Here is an 18,228-nt window from a genome sequence, read left to right on the forward strand (position 1 = left end):
ACGCGGTCCCGAACCACGTCGGCGCACTTAATTCCGGGCGCCGATTCCGTGCCCCGTCTCGTCAGCGCTCGCGGGCCTAGCCGGGGATCGGAACGCCGCCGAACGCGAAGATCGCGACGAGCCAGTAAGCGACGTACAGCCCGGCGAGGGCGTACCCGTGGCCCCGCCGGAGCCGGCCGCTGGCGATCACGGCTGCAGCGACGGCGGTCAGGACGATCACCGCGGGCAGGTGGAAGACGAGCACGGCCGGCGGAATCGTCACCTCGGCGACGAACGCGATGACCCCGACGTTGGCCGTGACGGAGAAGATCACGCTCCCGACGACGTGGCCGACGCCGATCTCCGGAATCCCTCGGCGGACCGGTTCGATCGTCAGCAGGAGGTTCTCGAACGTCAATACCAGTGTGAGGACGGTCGCCCCGAAGACCGTCTCCTCGATCCCCCACGACTCGACGAGCACCTCCGAGCTCGCCTGCAGCATGATCGAGCCGACGACGAGTCCGCCGAGCGCGAGCACCGACAGCCCGAGCCAGAAGGCGGCCTCGTAGGCGGCGTCCGTGACGAACCGGTCCTCGGGGATCTCCTCGAGGACCGTTCGACTGTCGAGCTCCGCGAGGCTGACTTCCTCGAGCGGGACGCCGCCGTCGGCCTCGATGCGCTCGGCGATCTCCGAGTCCCGGAACACCGGGACGTCGCGCTGGGACTCCCGGACGACGACGTAGCCCAGCAGCGCGGCGAACGCCGCGACGAGGAGGAGCCCGTGGACGGCGGTGAGCGTTCCCGCGAGGACGAACGGGACCAGAAGAAGCGGCGAGAGCGCGAACAACACGAGGTAATCGCGGGGGACGTCGACCGGAAACGGCCGCGCGATCGCGGCGACCGCCAGCGTGATTCCGGTGATCGCCAGCGCGGTCCCGAGCGCGGTGCCGAGCGCCGCGTCTTCGAGGCCGCCGGCGCCGAAGACCAGCGCGACGGCGGTGTCGTCGAACTCGAGGCCGGTGAAGACGATCGCCAGCGCGAAGATGGAGACGCCGAAACCCATCGCCGCCCGCGTGAGGTAGCTGATGAGTTTCTCGACGCTGTAGGTGAGGACGACCGCCCCGACGACGAGCACGACGACCGCGAACCACGTCCCCTGTCCCTCGATGACGCCCTCGAGGAGGTCTTCGACCATAACCCACTGCATGCGGGCCGTCAACATATAGCTAACAACCCGGGGAGAGAATTCCGTTGGAAATCTATACACGCGTCGCGGATCGACCGACGGGACGACCCGCCGGCCGTCGAGTACGCGCCCGTCGTCGGGACCGGTTCCGCGCGTTTTCGAGGCGAAAATCGGTCGTTCGGGACGGAGCGCGACGACCGCCGCACGCCGTCGTTACGAAGAGTGTTCGTCGAATCTGTCGACGCCAGACTCCGCGACATCCATGTCCTGCTCGACCTCGCCGCCGCTAACGCCGATCGCCCCGACGATATCGCCGTCCCGCTCCAGCGGGTAGCCGCCGCCGAAAATGACCATCTTTCCCTGGTTGGTGTTCTGCAGGCCGTACAGCGATTCGCCCGGCCTGGTCGGATCGGCCAGATCGTGCGTCGGCATGTCCAGGGCGGCCGCCGTGTAGGCCTTGTTCCGCGAGATATCGATCGACGCGAGCCACGCGCCGTCCATCCGATGTTGGGCGATAAGGTTACCCTCGGAATTCGAGACCGCGATCACCATCGGATTGTCGATCTCTTCCGCTCGCTGTTCGGCCGCGTCGATAACCTCCTTCGCCGTCTCGAGTTGTACTGACTCGACCATGCGGAAGCCTACCACACTTCGAGGGTTCATAAATACTCGCCGTGGAAATCCGACTATATACTGCCAGTGATAGATGGGAAATCGAACGGCGAGACTGTCTCTCTCGCTGGTGGTTTTCCGGCGCCCATCGCGACGTGCGGCCTCGTCTCGTGACGGCGATCGCGCGCCACGGACGGGGTAGAACGAGACGGTCGACCGACGGCGCCAGTCACCGTCAGAGTGGGCGTGCTAGCACACCTTCCACGGAACGAACGGATGCTAACTGATTCCGACTCGAGCGCAGCGACCACGCGAAGCTTTACAACGGAGTTCGTCGTCCGTTCATCGAGGTTTGATAACCAATGTCAATGGACGCCGTCGTCTATCAGGGACCGCAGGAGGTAGCCGTCGAGTCGGTCGACGAGCCCGAAATTGAACACGAGAACGACATTATCGTCGATATCACGACGACGTGCATCTGTGGATCGGACCTCCACATGTACGAAGGGCGGACCTCGGCCGATCCGGGGATCGTCTTCGGTCACGAGAACATGGGCAACGTGATCGAGACCGGCGACGCCGTCACGTCGCTCGAGGAGGGCGACCGCGTCGTGATGCCGTTCAACGTCGCCTGCGGGTTCTGTCGCAATTGCGAGAACGGGTACACCGGGTTCTGTACCAACGTCAACCCCGGCTTCGCCGGCGGCGCGTACGGCTACGTCGCGATGGGACCGTACAAGGGCGGACAGGCCGAGAAACTCCGGGTCCCCTACGCCGACTTTAACGCGCTGAAACTGCCGGAGGGAGACGAGCACGAGGACGCCTTCGCGCTCCTCGCGGACATCTTCCCGACGGGGTGGCACGGCACCCGACTCGCGAACCTGCAACCCGGCGAATCGATCGCGATCTTCGGGGCCGGTCCCGTCGGCCTGATGGCCGCCTACAGCGCCAAGATCCAGGGCGCGTCGGAGATCTACGTCGTCGACCGCGTCGAGAGCCGCCTCGACTTGGCCGAGGACCACTGCGACGCCCGCCCGATCAATTTCGAGGAGAGCGATCCAGTCGAACAGATCAAGGACGCACACGGCGGCGGCGTCGACAACGGCGTCGACGCGGTGGGGTATCAAGCGATCGACCCCGAGACGGATCCGGGTGACGACGCGTACGATCCGGCCCGAGAGAACCCCGCGGTCGTGCTCAACCAGCTCATCAAGGCCGTCCGACCGACCGGCGAGCTCGGGATCCCGGGGTTGTACGTCCCGTCGGACCCCGGCGCGCCCGACGAGATGGCGGCCCAGGGCCGACTCGGTATCGACTTCGGCAAACTCTTCGAGAAGGGGCTGAAGTTAGGCACCGGCCAGTGTAACGTCAAGGAGTACAACCGGGAGCTACGGGACATGATCATCGAGGGACGCGCCGACCCAAGCTGGGTCGTCTCCCACCGCGTCGACCTCGATCGCGCTCCGGAGATGTACGAGAAGTTCGACGAGCGCGAGGAGGGCGTTATCAAAGTCCTGCTCGAGCCGTAGCCGTCTCGCCGCCGGTTCCGGTCGGTAGCGCTCGTCTCGAAGCGACCGATCGGACCGGGCCCTCGCCGCGGTCCGCGGGTGTGCCCCGACGTCAGCTTCGCAGCCACGCCGTCGGGTGTTCGTCGCGGAGGTGATCCTGATACCGTTCGATCAGTTCCGGATAGGATCTCGCGATCGCGTGCCACTCGCAGTGCTCGCACGCCCGTTCGACTGTCTCGTCCGCGCTACTGACGTATCCGCCCTTCCGATTCATGGTTATCGTCGTTCCCTCGCGATCGCATAGCTTTCGGCTCGTCCGACGGTCACTCGCGTTCGATGCCGCCGCGAGTTCGATCCGTTGCTTGCCGACCGGCCGGAGCCTCCTCGTGCGGAGAAACGGGTATATCGCCGGCCGGCGTAGCTCGACGCATGTGCCAGTACTGCAGCTACTCCCTCCACGACGGCTGGACGCGGCTGCTCGAGTACGACGACGTCTACCAGAACGCCCTCTCCGACCGGGCGGCGGACCAGTCGACTCACGGCTTCCACGAGTCCTGGGACGAACTCAGCGACCAACTGGAGTCGTAGGGATCGGGGAGCGGTCATAGCGGAAACGGATCGACCGGCGGTTCCGTCTCCGCCGCTTCGTCGCTCTCGATCACGCACGCCTCGAGTTCCTCGCGAATCCGCTCTTCGTCCATCTCTCTGCCGATGAACACCAGTTGCGTGCGCCGGTCGTCGTCGGGTCGCCACTCGCCGATCGGGCCGGCCCTGACGGACGGCCCGGCCTGACTGACGCCGATCACCTCCTCCCGGTTCGCGACGTAACAGACGCCCTTGGCGCGGACGATCGCGCCGTCCCAGTCCTCGAGCCAGTCCGCGAGTCGCTCCGGGTGAAACGGTCGGTCGGACCGGAAGACGAACGACGAGACGCCGTGCATCTCGGCGGCGGTGCGCTCTTCGTTGTGGGCGCCCGGCCCGTCTCCGTGATCGTGATCCTCCCCGCGAAGATGGCGTTTCCACCCCTGCGACCGCTTCGCCGTTTCGAAGTCGAATCGACCGGTGTCGAGGACGACGTCCGGATCGATCTCACAGTAGCTCGTTCGGAGCCGTTTCGCACGCGGCTGGAGGGTCTCGACGACCGCTTCAATCTCCTCGAGGACGTCCTCGGGGACCATATCGGACTTGTTGAGCAGCAAGACGTCACAGAACTCGATCCCCTCGACGAGGACCTCGCTCAACGGCCGGTCGGTGTCGGGTTGTGCCCCCTCCGGAAGCCGTTCTCCGGCGTCGAACTCCTTCCAGAACCCGTACGTATCGAGAACGGTCACCATCGTGTCCAGCCGAAACAGGGTTGTCGGATCGACGTCGCTCTCGTCGGTCCCTTCGGTGAACACCTGTGCCACGGGAATCGGCTCGCTGATCCCCGAGGACTCGACCAGCAGGTAGTCGAACGTTCGGCGCTCCGCCAGCCGCCGTGCTTCCTCGAGGAGATCTCCCCGTAACCGACAGCAGATACAGCCGTTCGAGAGATCCACGATCCCGTCCTCGTCGTTTTCCCGCGCGATGCGGTCCGCGTCGACGTTGATCTCTCCCATGTCGTTGACGATCACCGCTACCTGCCGTCCGCCCGGATTCGACAGCACGTGATTGATCAGCGTCGTCTTTCCCGCCCCGAGGTAGCCGCTGACGACGGTGACGGGAACTGGGCCGTTCTCTGTCATACGATATCTCCTATCATGACGGGAGCGCTACTAAGTGACCGGTCGGGATCCACCGACAGTATCGAACGCGGGACTATTAGGTGTCGATCGGACGAGTCTCGGGACGACCATGTTGCGTCACTGTTCGAGCGGCGACGCTGCCGCCGCGACGGCGAGTACGAACCGTGCCGGTGGTTCGCTCACCGATCGGACGGATCCGACGCGTCGATCTCGTCGGCCTGCAGGACGAACGTCCGCTCCGGCGGCGGTGCGATCCGCAACTCGAGTGAACTCGTGAGTCGGTAGTACTTCCGGTTGCCGCGCATGTACCACTCGACTAAGCCGGCGTCTTCGAGCGTCGAGAGGTGGTGGACGGCGCTCGTTCCGTCCATGCCGACCGCCTCGGCGAGTTCGGAGACGTACTTCGGCCCCCGGGAGAGTTCGCGCAGAATCTCGAGTCGGGTCCCGTTCCCCAGTACCTCGATCAGGGACATAGAGTCACGTGGGTCGCAGACCCAAGAAGGATTTCGCCGGTACGCTTCCCCTACATACAGGATTCGAAGGATGTTGGTTCAGGTTTATGCCGACAAGTGTGGTACCAAACACCATGTCCGATCGAGTTACCCTTCCGGAAGACCGCGACCGCGACCGGCGGACGATCACCGACGGGTTCTTCGAACGAGAAGTCTATCTCTCGCGGGAGGAGACGGCCGCCTTTCTCCGGGAACTCGCCGATCAACTCGAGGCCGATACGCGGGTGACGGTCGCGGGATCGACGTGGGAGATCCCCTTCGAGTACCGCGACCCGATCGAGGTCGAGATCGAGTTCGCGAGCAAGCGCGAGCGCGAACTCGAGATCGAACTCGAGTTCACCGAACGGGGCGAGGGTTCGGACCTCTCCGTCCGCTGACCGCCGGCGAGGCTCAGTCCCGGTCCGTCCACAGCCGCCAGAGCGCGCGGTACAGCGCCCACATATCGCAGTCGAATCGGTCCGCCAGCGAGCGACAGGTCTCGAGGTACGTCTCGTAGTCCGCGACCGACGGCGGCTCGGGATACGGTTCGGACAGCTCTCCGCAGTCGGCGAGTACTGTCCACTCGCGATCGCCGACGACGATGCACCGCTGGGGGTTGGCAAAGAACAGGAACGCCGACGCCACCGGGACGTCGACGCCCTCGAGGGCGGTCAGTCGGTCGATTCGATCGGCGGGATCGGTCGCCGCCGCGACGTCGGTGATCGCGTCCCGGGCGGTCTCGAACTCGTTTCGTCCGAATCGCTCCTCGCGCTCCCGACGGCGGGCGTCGGGGATCGCACCGAGGAGTCGCCGGTAGTACCACTGGACGACCCACTCGGCGTCGCGGCGGCCGAACTCGCCCGCGGCGAACGCGCCCGGAAGCGTCTCGATCGACTCCCGTTCGACGGGGTAGAGGGGTTCGCGCTCGCGGTACTCGTCGGCGTTCGCCTCGACCACCGATCGGGTGAGCTCCATCGCCGTGGTACAATTTGTCACGCATGGCCGTGAGCGTTCCCCCTCTTGGCCTCGCTACGGCGATGGACGGCGGAGTCGACCTGGCGTTCGTCCGAAACGGGTCGCGCCCGTCCGGTAATCGGTATCGATTTTCGTGATATGTGCTAGAAAGACTCATGAACACGGACGAAGTCCATCTACGTGGCACCGAACCGCAGGCCGACAGCTAGCAACTCAGACCAATGTCCAGCGATCAGCAAGAGCACCACGATCCGGTCGAGACGATCTGCCCGTACTGCGGCGTCGGGTGTGGCATTCAGATTCAACAGGGCGACGACCCCGGCGACGTCCAGTTCATGCCGTGGGGCGACGCGCCGGTCAACGAGGGCCGCATCTGCATCAAGGGCGGCGCGGCGACGGAGGTAATCGACCACGAAGACCGGCTCACCGAACCGCAAATCAAGGAGGACGGCGAGTTCCGCGAGGCAACGTGGGAGGAGGCCTACGAGTACGTCGTCAACGAACTCGAGCGGATCCGCGAGGAACACGGTCCGGACGCGACGGGCTTCTTCGGCTCCTCGAAGACGATGAACGAGGAGAACTACCTCCTCCAGAAGCTCGCGCGCCGGTACGGGACGAACAACGTCGACAACTGTACGCGGATGTGCCACGCCTCGACGGTCTGGGCGCTGCGGACCAGTCTGGGCGCCGGCGCGATGACCAACAGCATGCGCGACCTCCGCGAGGAGTGTGACCTGTTCTGGATTCAGGGCGCGAATCCCGGCGAGCAACACCCCATCGCCAACAGCCAGTACTTCCGGCAGGCGGTCCTGGACGGCGCGACCGTGATTCAGGTCGATCCGCACGCGAACAAGACGACGCGGTCGTTCCAGATCGACGACACGGAGCGCCACCAGCACCTTCAGCTGAACCCCGGCACCGACATCCCGCTGCTGAACATCGTCCTGAAGACGATCCTCGAGCACCACGAGGAGAATCCCGACGACGGCTGGATCGACGAGGAGTTCGTCGAAGAGCGCACGAAGGGGTTCGACCACCTGAAGGACACGCTCGAAGACTTCGACAAGGAGGCCGCGGCCGAGGAGTGTGGCCTCCCGCTCGAGGAGATCGAACGCGCCGCCGAAAAGTACGCCACGGCGGACAACGCGGCCATCTTCACCGGGATGGGGATGAGCCAGCACGCCTGCGGCGTCGACAACGTGCAAAACGAGATCAACCTGGCGCTGATCACCGGCAACATCGGTCGTCCCGGGACCGGTGTCAACCCGCTGCGCGGCCAGAACAACGTCCAGGGGACCTGCGACGTCGGCGCGATGCCGAACGTCCTCCCGGGCTATCAGCTGGTCGACGACGACGAGGCCCGCGAGTCCGTCGAGGACGTCTGGGGGTTCGAGATTCCGGACGAGCCGGGACTGACGAACGTCGAGATCTCCTACGCGGCCGGCGACTTGATCCACGGACTGTACGTCATGGGCGAGAATCCCGTGATGAGCGAGCCCGACGCTAACAGCGTCGCCGAGCGCCTCGAGGACCTCGAGTTCGTCGTCGTTCAGGACATCTTCCCGACCGAAACCGCCGAGTACGCCGACGTGCTCCTCCCGGCGACGACGTGGGCCGAACGCGGCGGTACCGTCACCAACACCGACCGCCGCGTCCAGCGCATGCGCGGCGTCGAAAAGGTTCACGAGAACACGAAGCACGACCTCGAGATCCTGTCCGAGGTCGGGAAGCGGCTTTTCGACGACGGCGACGATCTGTTTGATTTCGACGACCCCGAAGAAGTCTTCGAGGAGCTCCGGCAGGTCTGCCCGAGCTACCACGGGATGACCTACGACCTGCTCGGCGAGGAGGGACTCCACTGGCCCTGCTACGAACTCGGCGACGAGGGCGACCCGTTCCTCTACGAGGAGGAGTTCGAGACCGAGAGCGGGCTGGGCCACATCGAGGGCGTCCAGCACACCCCGCCCGCCGAAACCCCGGACGACGAGTACCCGCTGATCCTCACGACCGCGCGCCTCGAGGAACACTACAACACGGGGACGATGAGCACCCGGTCGCCGACGCTCAACCGGCAGACGCCGGAGAACTTCGTCGACGTCCATCTGGCCGACGCCGAGCGCTACGGGATCGAGGACGGCGAGTACGTCCGACTGCACTCACGGCGCGGCGAGATCACGCTCGAGGCCCACGTCACCAAGGACACCAAGGAGGGCGTCGTCTGGACGACGCCGCACTTCGCGGCCGCCTCGGCCAACCGCCTGACGAACCACGTCCTCGACGAGCGGGCGAAGATTCCCGAGTACAAGGCTGCCGCCGCCGAGATCGAGGTCGACGTCGAACCGCTCGGCGAGACGGCCGATCCGGCGGCCGACGACTGACCGTCGGCCGTCGCCGGTCGCTCCCTGTCGTCAGCCCGAACGCTCGAGATTAGTTGCCTCTCGAGTCGGAGCCGATCCGGGTCGCCGCCGGCGGTCACGCGACGGCGTCTCCTGTCGGCACCCACTCGATGAGCGGACTGGACTCGCCGACGGCGAGCGCGGCGATCGATCGTCCGCAGGTCTCGCAGTCGGTCTCGAGGGCCACCCGCGGCCGTCGACAGCAGTGTTCGATGCGCTCGCGGTGCGTCTCGAGAGGACCGTCGCAGGCGGGACAGCGCTCCCGGAGGAGTCGCAGTCCCGCGAGCACGTCGCGGCGATCCGCCGGCTCGAGCGCCTCCCAGCCGTCCAGGCGGGTTCGGAGCTCTCGGTCCGCGGCGACGTCGGCCGCGAGCGCCGCGTCCGACTCCCAGCGGAGCCGCTTCGTCCCGTCGAGTTCGACCGTGGCCTCGCCGTACGAGTCGATCTCGTCGGCGTCGACGAGGAGTGCGACGGCGTCGGCGGGCGATTCCACCGCGCCGCCGGCCGGGAGGCCGTCGGTCCATCGCTCCCGGAAGTCGTCGGTCAGGCGGAGCCCGTCACCGTTCGCCGTCGAGCGCACTACGTCGGCCGTCGAGAGGGTCTCGACGGCGGCCTCAAGGTCGGCCGTCTCGATCGTCGGCCGTCGTTCGGGCCCCGGGGTGTCGGCTTTGCCGAACCACGAGCGGATCCGGTCGGGGAGGTAGCGCCGCGTGAGCGTCGGCGTGCCCGGAATCAGATAGCCCCGGAGGTAGACGAGGAGCAGACAGCACGCGAACGCGAGCGCGCCGACGAGCGCGGAGCCCGCGACGCCGATTCCGACCGCGAGGGCGAACGCGATCGCGACGTTCACTGCCGTGCACGGGAGACACCGGTTCTCACCGGTGTGCTCCGGTCGCTCCAGTCGCGCGAACGCGTCGAGAACGTCGATCACCGTGACTCACCGCCGACGACTACGCGCCGAACGGCGAAAAAAGGCCGCCGCTCGACTCCCGTCTGCATCGACTCGAGGCGCCGTCTTTCACTTGTTTCAACGGATCTCGAGTATGATTTCGGAGCCGATCGTTGTTACTCGTTCCACGACTTTCGGTCGTTCGTAACGAATGTGTGGCAACAACTAACACACTCCGGGAGGAAGAGACCGAGTGTGAACGACGATGACTGAACTCGGCGGATTCCAAGACAACGTCGCACGTATCGATCTGAGCGATGGGGAGGTGAACTACGAGTCGATCGACGACGAAGACGCGGAGAAGTATATCGGGGCGCGCGGCCTCGGCGTAAAGTACGTCTTCGAACAGGGTCCCGACGTCGATCCGCTCGGGCCCGACAACGTGCTGGCCTTCATGAACGGGCCGCTTTCGGGGACGCAGGTGACGATGAGCGGTCGGATCGCCATCTGCACGAAATCGCCGCTGACGGGCACCGTTACGGACAGCCACCACGGCGGCTGGTCGGGCGCCCGGCTGAAGTGGGCGGGCTTCGACGGCCTGCTGTTCGAGGGACAGGCCGACGAGCCGGTCTACGCCTTCGTCGAGGACGGCGAGGTCGAACTCCGGGACGCCTCCCACCTCTGGGGGAAGGGCGTCCACGAGGCCCGCGATACGATCGAGGAGGAGGTCGACGGCGCCTTCGGCAAGAACCTCTCGATCATGGCGATCGGTCCCGCGGGCGAGAACCTCGTTCGCTTCGGGAACATCATGAACGAGGACGATCGGGCCTCCGGTCGCGGCGGTACCGGCTGTGTCGCCGGCTCGAAGAACCTCAAGGCGGTCGTGGTGAAATCGGGGACGAAGATGCCCAAACCGGCGGACAAGGAAACGTTCATGGAGGGCCACCAGCAGGCGATGCAGGCCATCCAGGAGTCGGAGGTCACCGCACCGAACGAGGGTGGCCTCTCGATGTACGGCACCAACGTCCTCATGAACATCACCGAAGAGATGGACGGTCATCCGACGAAGAACGGCGTCTACACCTCGGGGAACGCCTACAACGAGAGCGAGGCCGATCGACCGCACGACCTCGACGCCGACCGCATCAGCGGCGAGAACGTCCGCGAGAACATCCTCGTCGACGAACCGACCTGTCACTCCTGTCCGGTCGCCTGCAAGAAGGAGGTCGAGGTCGACGTGATGCACAAGGGCGAGGAGCTGAACGTCCGGATGGAGTCCTACGAGTACGAGTCCGCCTGGGCGCTCGGGACGAACTCCGCCAACGACGACCGGGACCAGATCGCCCTCATGATCGACCGCTGTAACGACTTCGGAATGGACACCATCGACACGGGCAACATGCTCGCGATGGCAATGGAGATGAGCGAGAAGGGATACGTCGACGAGGACGTCAACTGGGGCGATACCGAACAGATGGTCGAGATGATCGGGCGCATCGCCCACCGCGACGGCGACCTCCCCGACGCGCTCGCGGAGGGCGCCGAGGGCGCGGCCGAGCGGTTCGACGCCCACGACTGCCGACTGGACGTCAAGGGCGAGACCATCGCCGCCTACGATCCCCGCTGCCTGAAGGGGATGGGCATCGGCTACGCCACCTCGAACCGCGGGGCCTGCCACCTGCGCGGGTACACGCCCGCTGCGGAGATTCTGGGCATCCCGGAGAAGGTCGACCCCTACGAGTGGGAGGGGAAGGGCGAACTCACTGCCCAGTTCCAGGACCTGCACGCGATCAGCGACTCGTTCGACATCTGCAAGTTCAACGCCTTCGCCGAAGGCATCGAGGAGTACGTCACCCAGTACAACGGGATGACCGGTCTCGACGTCACTGAGGACGAACTCCTCGAGACCGGCGAGCGCATCTACAACCTCGAGCGGTACTACAACAACCTCGTCGGCTTCGACGGCAGCGACGACTCGCTGCCCGAGCGCTTCCTCGAGGACGGGATCCACGGCCAGGGTGCCTCGGAGGGCGAGTACTGCGAACTCGAGGAGATGAAAGACGAGTACTACGACCACCGCGGCTGGGTCGACGGCGTCGTCCCCGACGAGAAACTCGACGAGCTCGGGATCGACATCGGTCCCGGAACGGGCGTCTCCGTGGGCGATAGCGGCGCTGCGGCACCGGGCGACGACTGAGTTCGGCGGTTCCCGACCGGTTTCTTTTGCGGACTTCGGATAGCGTGGTCGGTCCAGTCACCGAACGTTTTCCACCTCGGGTTCGCCGAAGGCGACCCACTCACACAGCGAGCGGACGCTCGCAACGTTCACGTCGTTAGCCCCCAGTATCAAACCGACTCGAGTGGAACGGCTCACATGGCGACCGAACGGTCCGATATCAGGGTCCACGAACCGCGGGGCGACAACCAGTGGCTCACCGGACTCGTGTTCGTCGCGCTCGCGGCGCAGTTCATGATCGGCAGCATGCTCGCCGCGTCGATGGCGCCGGGCTACGACTTCGCGCAGGGGGCGATCAGCGATCTCGGCGCGATCGACGAGACGGCGCCGCTGTTCAACGCGTCGCTGGTCGCCGCCGGCGCGCTGAACCTCGTCGGCGGCTACCTCTTCTACCGGTCCCACGGGGCGCGGTGGATTCTGGCCGTCTACATCTTCGCCGCCCTTGGGGCGACCGGTGCGGGCGTCGTCCCGCTCGACGCCGGCGATCTCCACGGGCTGTTCGCGCTCGCGGCCTTCCTCGGATTCAACCTCGAGGCGATCGCCAGCGGGACACGCGTCGCCGGCCCGATGAAGGCGATTTCTGCTATCACCGGACTCGTCGGGATCGCGTTCGTGGCGGTGATGGCCGTCGGCGACGCCGGGAACCCTGCGGTCTTCGGCCCGATCGGCCACGGCGGCGCGGAGCGAATGATCGTTTACCCGCCGATGCTGTGGCTGCTGGCCTTCGGCGGCTACCTATTAGCCGAGCCGCCGATTGACGCCGCTGGGGACTGATCTCGAGTACGGCCCCGCTCGAGGATGCGCCGGCTACTCGCTCGAGGCGTGATCCTTGAGAGAACTGACTGTGTATTCGGCAGGGACTGTTGGTTGCGTTATAACACACGGTTTTCGTGATCACCGTCGCTGTGAGGTCAATTCGAGTTAGCGCTCGTATCTTCGTGAAGGTGAGGTGGCCGTCTTGCCAACCGTGGCAACGGGGATTTCCACGCCCTCACCAGCCGATTCGTTCGCTCCTTGCAGTCGCTCGCTCATCCACTGTCAGAGCAAGCTCTGACAAGCCTCTGTTCGCTTCGCTCACAGAGACCTCGCACGACATCGAGCCGCGGTTCGTCACGGGCTCACGGGTCACTTCGTTCCCCGTTCGCTTCGCGGGGCGATCCCTTCGGTCCCGCCTCGCGGACCTCTCCGCGGCTCAGCGCGCGCCACGGCACACCGGATGACCAGTTCGAGACGGGACTGATACCGATTGCGAGCGCCGACGAACGTATCCCCGCGCCCGTCCTACGGCGGGCTACCATGATGGCCACGACCCACGTCTTCGCGGGGCTCGCGCTCGCCGCCGCCGTCGCCGTCGTCGCGCCGCAGTTCGCGGTCGTCGTCGCGAGCGCGGCGATCCTCGGGGGGCTGTTCCCCGATTTCGACCTCTACGCGGGCCACCGGAAGACGCTCCACTTCCCCGTCTACTACGGCGCGCTCGCGGTTCCCGCGAGCCTCGCCGCCGTCCTCGTCCCGACCACTGTAACCGTCGGCCTCGCAGTCTTCCTGCTGGCCGCCGGCCTCCACTCCGCGAGCGATCGGTTCGGCGGCGGCCTCGAGCTGAAACCCTGGCGAGCGCCCTCAGAGCGGGCGGTCTACAGCCACTACCACGACCGCTGGCTCGCGCCCCGCCGGTGGATCCGCTACGACGGCGCGCCGGAGGATCTCCTCCTCGCGGGTGCCCTCTCGATCCCCGCCCTGCTCGTCTTCGAGGCGCCGATTCGGACAGCCGTGCTCGTCCTCCTCGCTGTTTCGGTGGGCTACACGTTCGTGCGAAAACCCCTCGTCAGCGTCGCCCAGCGGCTCCTCGAGCGCGCGCCGGACGCCGTCCTCTCGGTCGTGCCGAACCGGTTGCTCCCGCTCGAGGACGAGTCCGAGCGGACGGTCGATTGAGCCGTCGAGCCGTCGCTACTGGCTACGTACGGTAGTTCAAAAGATCGATCCGCGGGCCGTCGGGACGTCCGCTACGACGTGATCCGAGCAGTGGTGTTCCCAGCGGCTCGTCCGGTCACGTCGGGGGCGTCAGTCGTCGGCGACGGCGTAGTTCGCGCTGGCGTCGGTTTCGGCGTCGGGTTTCGTCATTTCGATCGCGACCTCCCCGTCGTCGATCGAGACGTGCACGTCGTCGAAGGACTTGCGGTACTCGGTCGCGTGCTTGCCGGAGGTGTTGATCCGGACGCGCTCCTCGACCAGTTCGGCCTCGGTCAGTTTCTCGACCTTCCGGTAGGCTGTCGACATCGGGATGTCGCACTGCTCGGACAGTTCCGTCGCAGTCAGTGACTCCTCGCTCGTCGCCTCGAGGATGGCTCGGCAGGCGTCGTCGTCGAGCGCGCCGAGCACGGCGCCGGCGTCGATCGCGTCGTCGGTTGCGGGCCATCCTCGCTTCGTAGTGGAGTTCGTAGCGGACATCGTCTTCACTCTCTACTATCGGCCGGACCCCCTCCAAATGAGTCCCACTAAATCTGGGTCCTTTATATGCGAATGCGAAAACCGCCGTGTCGCGTGCTATCGGACTGGTTTCGCGCGGGGACGAATGGCGGGTTCCGTGGTATCCATCAGCACGCCCCTCGAAACGGCGGGTGTCGCCGGCGAGCGAGACAGGACACAGGGTTTACGAGGCCGGCACCCCCAGCAGTAGCCATGCCTTCGGGGATTCGAGCGGAGATCAAAATCGACGATCCGGCCGGCTGCGTCGTCACGGCGGCCTCGGCGGCGGCGAGCGGTCGCGTCCTCTCCGTCTCGAAGAGCGCGAATCCGGACGCGCCCGAGCGCGTCACCGAGGAGTTCATGCTCGAGGCGGAGGACTATCCCAGCCAGTTCGACGTGGACGCCGATGTCGACATCGAGCCGGTCTTCTCCTACGGCTCGAGCGAGGTGTATCGGTTCGGCCGCGAGCTGGGTCGGGGCTGTCCCTGCGAGTGTATCGAACGCCACGACTCGCCGCTGGTCGACGTCCGCACGAAGGGGGCGTCGCTGTATCTGACCTTCCACGCGTCGGATATGCACGGCCTGCAGGCGATCATCGGCGACCTCAAGGAGCGGTACTCGAACCTCGACGTCCAGCGGCTGCTGCAGTCCCAGCAGGACCACGACGAGCGGAATCTCGTCTTCGTCGACCGGAGCACCCTGACCGCCCGCCAGCTCGAGGTCCTCGAGACGGCCCACCGGATGGGCTACTTCGAGCATCCGAAGCGAGCCAACGCAGGCGAGGTCGCCGCGGAGCTCGGAATCACCAGCACGACGTTCACCGAACACCTCGCGGCCGCGCAAACGAAACTCCTCGACGCGATCCTCGAGTACGACGACTGATCGCACCGACCGGTCACTCATGATCCAAAAACGCTTCGGGACCTACTGCGGGTCGGCGTCGAACCGCAACCCTATATATAGTGGACGCACAGCTATGAACGTAGACGACCCACGAGACACACGGACTACGCCCATCTCATGAGCAGATACGAATTTACCTGTCCAGAATGCGGCCAAGCGATCGAGGTCAACGAGGAGATGCGCGAGGCCACGCTCGAACACGGGTGTCCGGTCTGCGGTGCCGACGTCACGACCGCGGACTTCGCCGCCGAGCAACAGACGAACTGAACGCTCGATCGCTCCCGTACCGATGGCCCCTACCGACCGACGTTACTCCTCTCGATCGACTTCGGTTCGCCGTCCCTCGAGGCTGTCCGGATCGAGTCGGTAGAGTTCGATATCCAGCTCTTCCTTGCCCTGCGCCCAGATTTCGAACAGCGGTCGCTTCGCCTCGCCGTACTGGGCGATCTGGTCCGGCGTCAGCTCCGACGGCGAAATGTCCTCTAACTGCCCCGTCGCGATGACGCTCCGATAGGTCGAGTCCCGCTCGTCGTAGACGACGAGCCGTGCTGTCGGAGAGGACTCGAGGAACGCCCGCTTCTCGCTCTCCGGCGTCGACACCAGCCGCATATAGAACACGCGCTCGTCGTCGTCGTACCCGTACGAAATCGGAATCGCGTAGGGGTCGTCGGTTCGCGCGAGCGATAACACCCCCGTCTCGTGGTCGCCGAGGAAGTCGTCGATCTCCGCGTCGGCCATGTCGGTCTCCTGATCGATAGCCATCGTCTCAGTGCATTGAGCAAGGGCGAACACGCTCTTTATAGTTGCCATCGGCGTCGACCGCCGGTTTGAGCCGGCACCGGCAGGTCGGCGTTACGGTCCGTCGTCGGTCGCGCCGTTCGGTTCGCCTCCGTTCGCGTCCGCGCCGTTCGTCCCGATACAGACCGGTTCCCGAATCTCGAGGGCCGTCTCGAACGTCTCCTCGCGGTCGGTTCGGCGCCCGATCCGCAGCAGTTGCTCCTCGTGTGCGCGACGGACGGCCGACCGCTCGCGGTCGGTCATGCCGAGCTCCTCGCCTACCGCCTCCCAGTGGCCCCACTCGACCAGAAACGCCTCGCGCAGGTCGTCCGCGTGGACGCGCTCGTACTCCCGTCGGTAGCGCTCGCGGTCGGCCGCCAGACGGCGCTGTGCGCGGTCGACGAGGTCCGGCAGCCGCGTCGGCGCGACGCTCGCCTTCGCCGCCGTGAGCACGAGGATCTGGCCCTCGATCGGCTCGCCCGACATCAGCCACCCGCGCGCATCGCCTTCTGGGCGAACTTCTCGACGAGCGGCTCGAGGCGGTCCTCGTCGCCCTCGAAGACGACGGTCACCTCCGTCAGTTGTAGCGACGGGCCGATTCCGACTTTCTCGGAGGAGAGCGTCGCCGTCCAGTCCTCGCCCGCGACGGTGTCGTCGTCGACCCGCTCGCCGCCGAGGTTCGTCAGATACCGGATCGCCAGTCGTTCGGAGATGCCGCGAAAGGAGCGTTCGACGCGCGTTGCCATGGTCGCCGATACGGCGGCCGATCGGATAAACTCGAGCGTGGCGGCAGCGCCGCGTCCGGACCCGCGCCGATCAGAACAGCGCCCTGAGGGAGACCACGCCGACGACGCCGGCGACCAGCGCGAGGATGATGCTCTCGGTCCGCCACATCACCGCCAGCACGAGCGCGGCCGCGCCCCACTCGGCCGGCCCGCCGGCCGCCAGCTCCGGCCCGAGGACGGCGACCACGATCGCGCCCGGCAGGACGTCCAGCCCCGCCTGCAGGCGCTCGCTCACCTCGACGTGGCGGACGAGCCAGATGCCGCCGACCTTCGCGACGACGGTGACGACGGTCATCGCGAGGATGACGCCGACGACCAGCGGATCCAGCGAGAGGACGTCAGCCATCGTGTCTCACCACCTCGACGACGGCCGCGGCGAACCCGCCGAGGGGGATGTACCACTCCCCCGGGAGGACGTTCGCGGCGAGGACGCTCGTGGCCAGCGCGACGAGCCACGGTACCAGCGTCGACCGGCCGTCCCAGAGCTCGACGGCGAGCGCGACGAAGACGGCCGCGAGGATGAAGTCGACGCCGTACTGCGCCGGATCGCCGACGGACTCGCCGGCGAGGACGCCCAGAACCGTCGACGCGACCCAGCACAGCCAGAGCGCGACGCCGCTGCCCAGCAGGAAGGCGCCGCGGCGACTCCCCGACGCGAGCTCCTGCATCGACAGCGCCCAGTTCTCGTCGGCCATGAGTACGAGACTCGAGTAGATCTTGCCCGGCGAGAGGTGGCGAAACCACGACTGCAGCGCCGCGCCCATCAGCGCGTAGCGCACGTTGACCGCGAACGTCGTGGCGACGATCGCCGCGATCGGGAGCGGATCCGCCCACAGTTCGACGGCGATGATCTGGGAGGCGCCCGCGAAGACGGTCATGCTCATCAGCGCCGCCTCCGCGAGGCTCAGCCCCGCCTGATTCGCGAGGACGCCGAACGCCACCCCGTAGCCGCCGACGCCGACGGCGACCGGCAGACAGGCCAGAAAGCCGGCGCGGAGCCCGTCCCAGCCGAACGTGACGGACTCGCCGTCCGGCACCGGTGTTGCCGCCGCTGCCGACGAATCCGTCGGGTTGGCGTCGGAATCAGCAGTAGCGCCGCTGTCGCCGCCGTTCGATGACTCCGACGCTCGAGCGGACGGGTCGTCCGAGTCGAAATTCCCTGCCATCGCGACCTCTAGTTCACCCTCCGATCACCGCCGCGTAAAGCGTTCTCGAAAGCGGCGAGGGGACCGCCGTGCGATGGCGGGTCCGATCGCGGCGTTCGATCAGTCACGTACGTACACTCCGTACAGCCACAGGCTGCC

General features: G+C 66.2%; 22 protein-coding genes. 9 read left to right on the plus strand and 13 right to left on the minus strand.

Features of this window, described 5'->3' with window-relative positions; all coding sequences use genetic code 11:
- Positions 1 to 76 precede the first annotated feature (76 nt).
- Entirely contained in the window at positions 77 to 1,174 is a 1,098-nt protein-coding gene (locus tag C477_RS18450) for a sodium:calcium antiporter (RefSeq protein WP_008896057.1), read from the minus strand.
- Positions 1,175 to 1,378: 204 nt separating this feature from the next.
- Positions 1,379 to 1,798: a GlcG/HbpS family heme-binding protein gene (locus C477_RS18455; RefSeq protein WP_008896058.1), complete on the minus strand. Its 420-nt coding sequence runs from the start codon at positions 1,796 to 1,798 to the stop codon at positions 1,379 to 1,381.
- 347 nt (positions 1,799 to 2,145) lie between these two features.
- Between C477_RS18455 and C477_RS18460 the strand changes: the two genes are divergently transcribed.
- Positions 2,146 to 3,306 carry a glutathione-independent formaldehyde dehydrogenase gene (locus C477_RS18460; protein ID WP_008896059.1) on the plus strand — a complete coding sequence of 387 codons (1,161 nt, stop codon included), beginning with the start codon at positions 2,146 to 2,148 and terminating at the stop codon, positions 3,304 to 3,306.
- Positions 3,307 to 3,397: 91 nt separating this feature from the next.
- On the opposite strand, the gene C477_RS23870 is transcribed toward C477_RS18460, so the two are convergent.
- Positions 3,398 to 3,559 carry a hypothetical protein gene (locus C477_RS23870; protein WP_008896060.1) on the minus strand — a complete coding sequence of 54 codons (162 nt, stop codon included), beginning with the start codon at positions 3,557 to 3,559 and terminating at the stop codon, positions 3,398 to 3,400.
- A gap of 155 nt (positions 3,560 to 3,714) precedes the next feature.
- On the opposite strand from C477_RS23870, the gene C477_RS24230 reads away from it, so the two are divergent.
- Positions 3,715 to 3,873, plus strand: coding sequence for a hypothetical protein (locus tag C477_RS24230; protein ID WP_008896061.1), 159 nt, complete (start codon positions 3,715 to 3,717; stop codon positions 3,871 to 3,873).
- A gap of 14 nt (positions 3,874 to 3,887) precedes the next feature.
- Here C477_RS24230 and C477_RS18465 read toward each other — a convergent pair whose 3' ends face one another.
- Together C477_RS18465 and C477_RS18470 are read right to left on the minus strand one after the other, a co-directional pair.
- Entirely contained in the window at positions 3,888 to 5,009 is a 1,122-nt protein-coding gene (locus tag C477_RS18465; RefSeq protein ID WP_008896062.1) for a CobW family GTP-binding protein, read from the minus strand.
- A gap of 179 nt (positions 5,010 to 5,188) precedes the next feature.
- On the minus strand, positions 5,189 to 5,482 hold the full coding sequence (locus C477_RS18470; protein ID WP_008896063.1) for an ArsR/SmtB family transcription factor: 294 nt from the start codon (positions 5,480 to 5,482) through the stop codon (positions 5,189 to 5,191).
- A gap of 113 nt (positions 5,483 to 5,595) precedes the next feature.
- On the opposite strand from C477_RS18470, the gene C477_RS18475 reads away from it, so the two are divergent.
- Positions 5,596 to 5,898: an amphi-Trp domain-containing protein gene (locus C477_RS18475; RefSeq protein WP_008896064.1), complete on the plus strand. Its 303-nt coding sequence runs from the start codon at positions 5,596 to 5,598 to the stop codon at positions 5,896 to 5,898.
- 13 nt (positions 5,899 to 5,911) lie between these two features.
- Here the strand turns inward: C477_RS18475 and C477_RS18480 are convergent, their stop codons facing one another.
- Positions 5,912 to 6,475: a hypothetical protein gene (locus tag C477_RS18480; RefSeq protein ID WP_008896065.1), complete on the minus strand. Its 564-nt coding sequence runs from the start codon at positions 6,473 to 6,475 to the stop codon at positions 5,912 to 5,914.
- A gap of 221 nt (positions 6,476 to 6,696) precedes the next feature.
- Here C477_RS18480 and fdhF point away from each other — a divergent pair, with 221 nt between their 5' ends.
- Positions 6,697 to 8,853 (plus strand): formate dehydrogenase subunit alpha, encoded by a 2,157-nt coding sequence (fdhF, locus tag C477_RS18485; protein ID WP_008896066.1) that lies wholly within the window; start codon positions 6,697 to 6,699, stop codon positions 8,851 to 8,853.
- A gap of 94 nt (positions 8,854 to 8,947) precedes the next feature.
- Here fdhF and C477_RS18490 read toward each other — a convergent pair whose 3' ends face one another.
- On the minus strand, positions 8,948 to 9,802 hold the full coding sequence (locus tag C477_RS18490) for a hypothetical protein (protein WP_008896067.1): 855 nt from the start codon (positions 9,800 to 9,802) through the stop codon (positions 8,948 to 8,950).
- A 223-nt stretch (positions 9,803 to 10,025) separates the two neighbouring features.
- On the opposite strand from C477_RS18490, the gene C477_RS18495 reads away from it, so the two are divergent.
- From C477_RS18495 to C477_RS18505, 3 genes are all read left to right on the plus strand, one after another.
- On the plus strand, positions 10,026 to 11,957 hold the full coding sequence (locus C477_RS18495; RefSeq protein WP_008896068.1) for an aldehyde ferredoxin oxidoreductase family protein: 1,932 nt from the start codon (positions 10,026 to 10,028) through the stop codon (positions 11,955 to 11,957).
- A gap of 177 nt (positions 11,958 to 12,134) precedes the next feature.
- Positions 12,135 to 12,770, plus strand: a complete 636-nt coding sequence (locus tag C477_RS18500) for a DUF998 domain-containing protein (protein ID WP_008896069.1) — start codon at positions 12,135 to 12,137, stop codon at positions 12,768 to 12,770.
- Positions 12,771 to 13,292: 522 nt separating this feature from the next.
- Entirely contained in the window at positions 13,293 to 13,925 is a 633-nt protein-coding gene (locus tag C477_RS18505) for a hypothetical protein (protein ID WP_049914661.1), read from the plus strand.
- 129 nt (positions 13,926 to 14,054) lie between these two features.
- On the opposite strand, the gene C477_RS18510 is transcribed toward C477_RS18505, so the two are convergent.
- Positions 14,055 to 14,441 carry a winged helix-turn-helix domain-containing protein gene (locus C477_RS18510; RefSeq protein ID WP_008896071.1) on the minus strand — a complete coding sequence of 129 codons (387 nt, stop codon included), beginning with the start codon at positions 14,439 to 14,441 and terminating at the stop codon, positions 14,055 to 14,057.
- A gap of 231 nt (positions 14,442 to 14,672) precedes the next feature.
- On the opposite strand from C477_RS18510, the gene C477_RS18515 reads away from it, so the two are divergent.
- Both C477_RS18515 and C477_RS18520 read left to right on the plus strand, forming a co-directional pair.
- Positions 14,673 to 15,341 (plus strand): helix-turn-helix domain-containing protein, encoded by a 669-nt coding sequence (locus C477_RS18515; RefSeq protein ID WP_008896072.1) that lies wholly within the window; start codon positions 14,673 to 14,675, stop codon positions 15,339 to 15,341.
- Positions 15,342 to 15,479: 138 nt separating this feature from the next.
- On the plus strand, positions 15,480 to 15,629 hold the full coding sequence (locus tag C477_RS18520; protein ID WP_008896073.1) for a DUF7560 family zinc ribbon protein: 150 nt from the start codon (positions 15,480 to 15,482) through the stop codon (positions 15,627 to 15,629).
- A gap of 42 nt (positions 15,630 to 15,671) precedes the next feature.
- On the opposite strand, the gene C477_RS18525 is transcribed toward C477_RS18520, so the two are convergent.
- The 5 genes from C477_RS18525 to C477_RS18545 form a co-directional block, all read right to left on the minus strand.
- The gene (locus tag C477_RS18525) at positions 15,672 to 16,124 is read right to left on the minus strand and encodes a pyridoxamine 5'-phosphate oxidase family protein (protein ID WP_008896074.1); all 453 of its coding nucleotides are present in this window, start codon (positions 16,122 to 16,124) and stop codon (positions 15,672 to 15,674) included.
- A gap of 90 nt (positions 16,125 to 16,214) precedes the next feature.
- Positions 16,215 to 16,625, minus strand: a complete 411-nt coding sequence (locus tag C477_RS18530) for a hypothetical protein (protein ID WP_008896075.1) — start codon at positions 16,623 to 16,625, stop codon at positions 16,215 to 16,217.
- Positions 16,625 to 16,885 carry a hypothetical protein gene (locus C477_RS18535; RefSeq protein ID WP_008896076.1) on the minus strand — a complete coding sequence of 87 codons (261 nt, stop codon included), beginning with the start codon at positions 16,883 to 16,885 and terminating at the stop codon, positions 16,625 to 16,627. The genes C477_RS18530 and C477_RS18535 overlap by 1 nt, the downstream gene beginning before the upstream one ends.
- Before the next feature lie 70 nt (positions 16,886 to 16,955).
- Entirely contained in the window at positions 16,956 to 17,270 is a 315-nt protein-coding gene (locus tag C477_RS18540) for an AzlD family protein (protein ID WP_008896077.1), read from the minus strand.
- Positions 17,263 to 18,090: an AzlC family ABC transporter permease gene (locus C477_RS18545; protein ID WP_008896078.1), complete on the minus strand. Its 828-nt coding sequence runs from the start codon at positions 18,088 to 18,090 to the stop codon at positions 17,263 to 17,265. Before C477_RS18545 ends, C477_RS18540 begins: the two co-directional genes overlap by 8 nt.
- Positions 18,091 to 18,228: the final 138 nt, after the last annotated feature.

It is taken from the genome of Haloterrigena salina JCM 13891 (assembly GCF_000337495.1).
GTDB lineage: Archaea > Halobacteriota > Halobacteria > Halobacteriales > Natrialbaceae > Haloterrigena > Haloterrigena salina.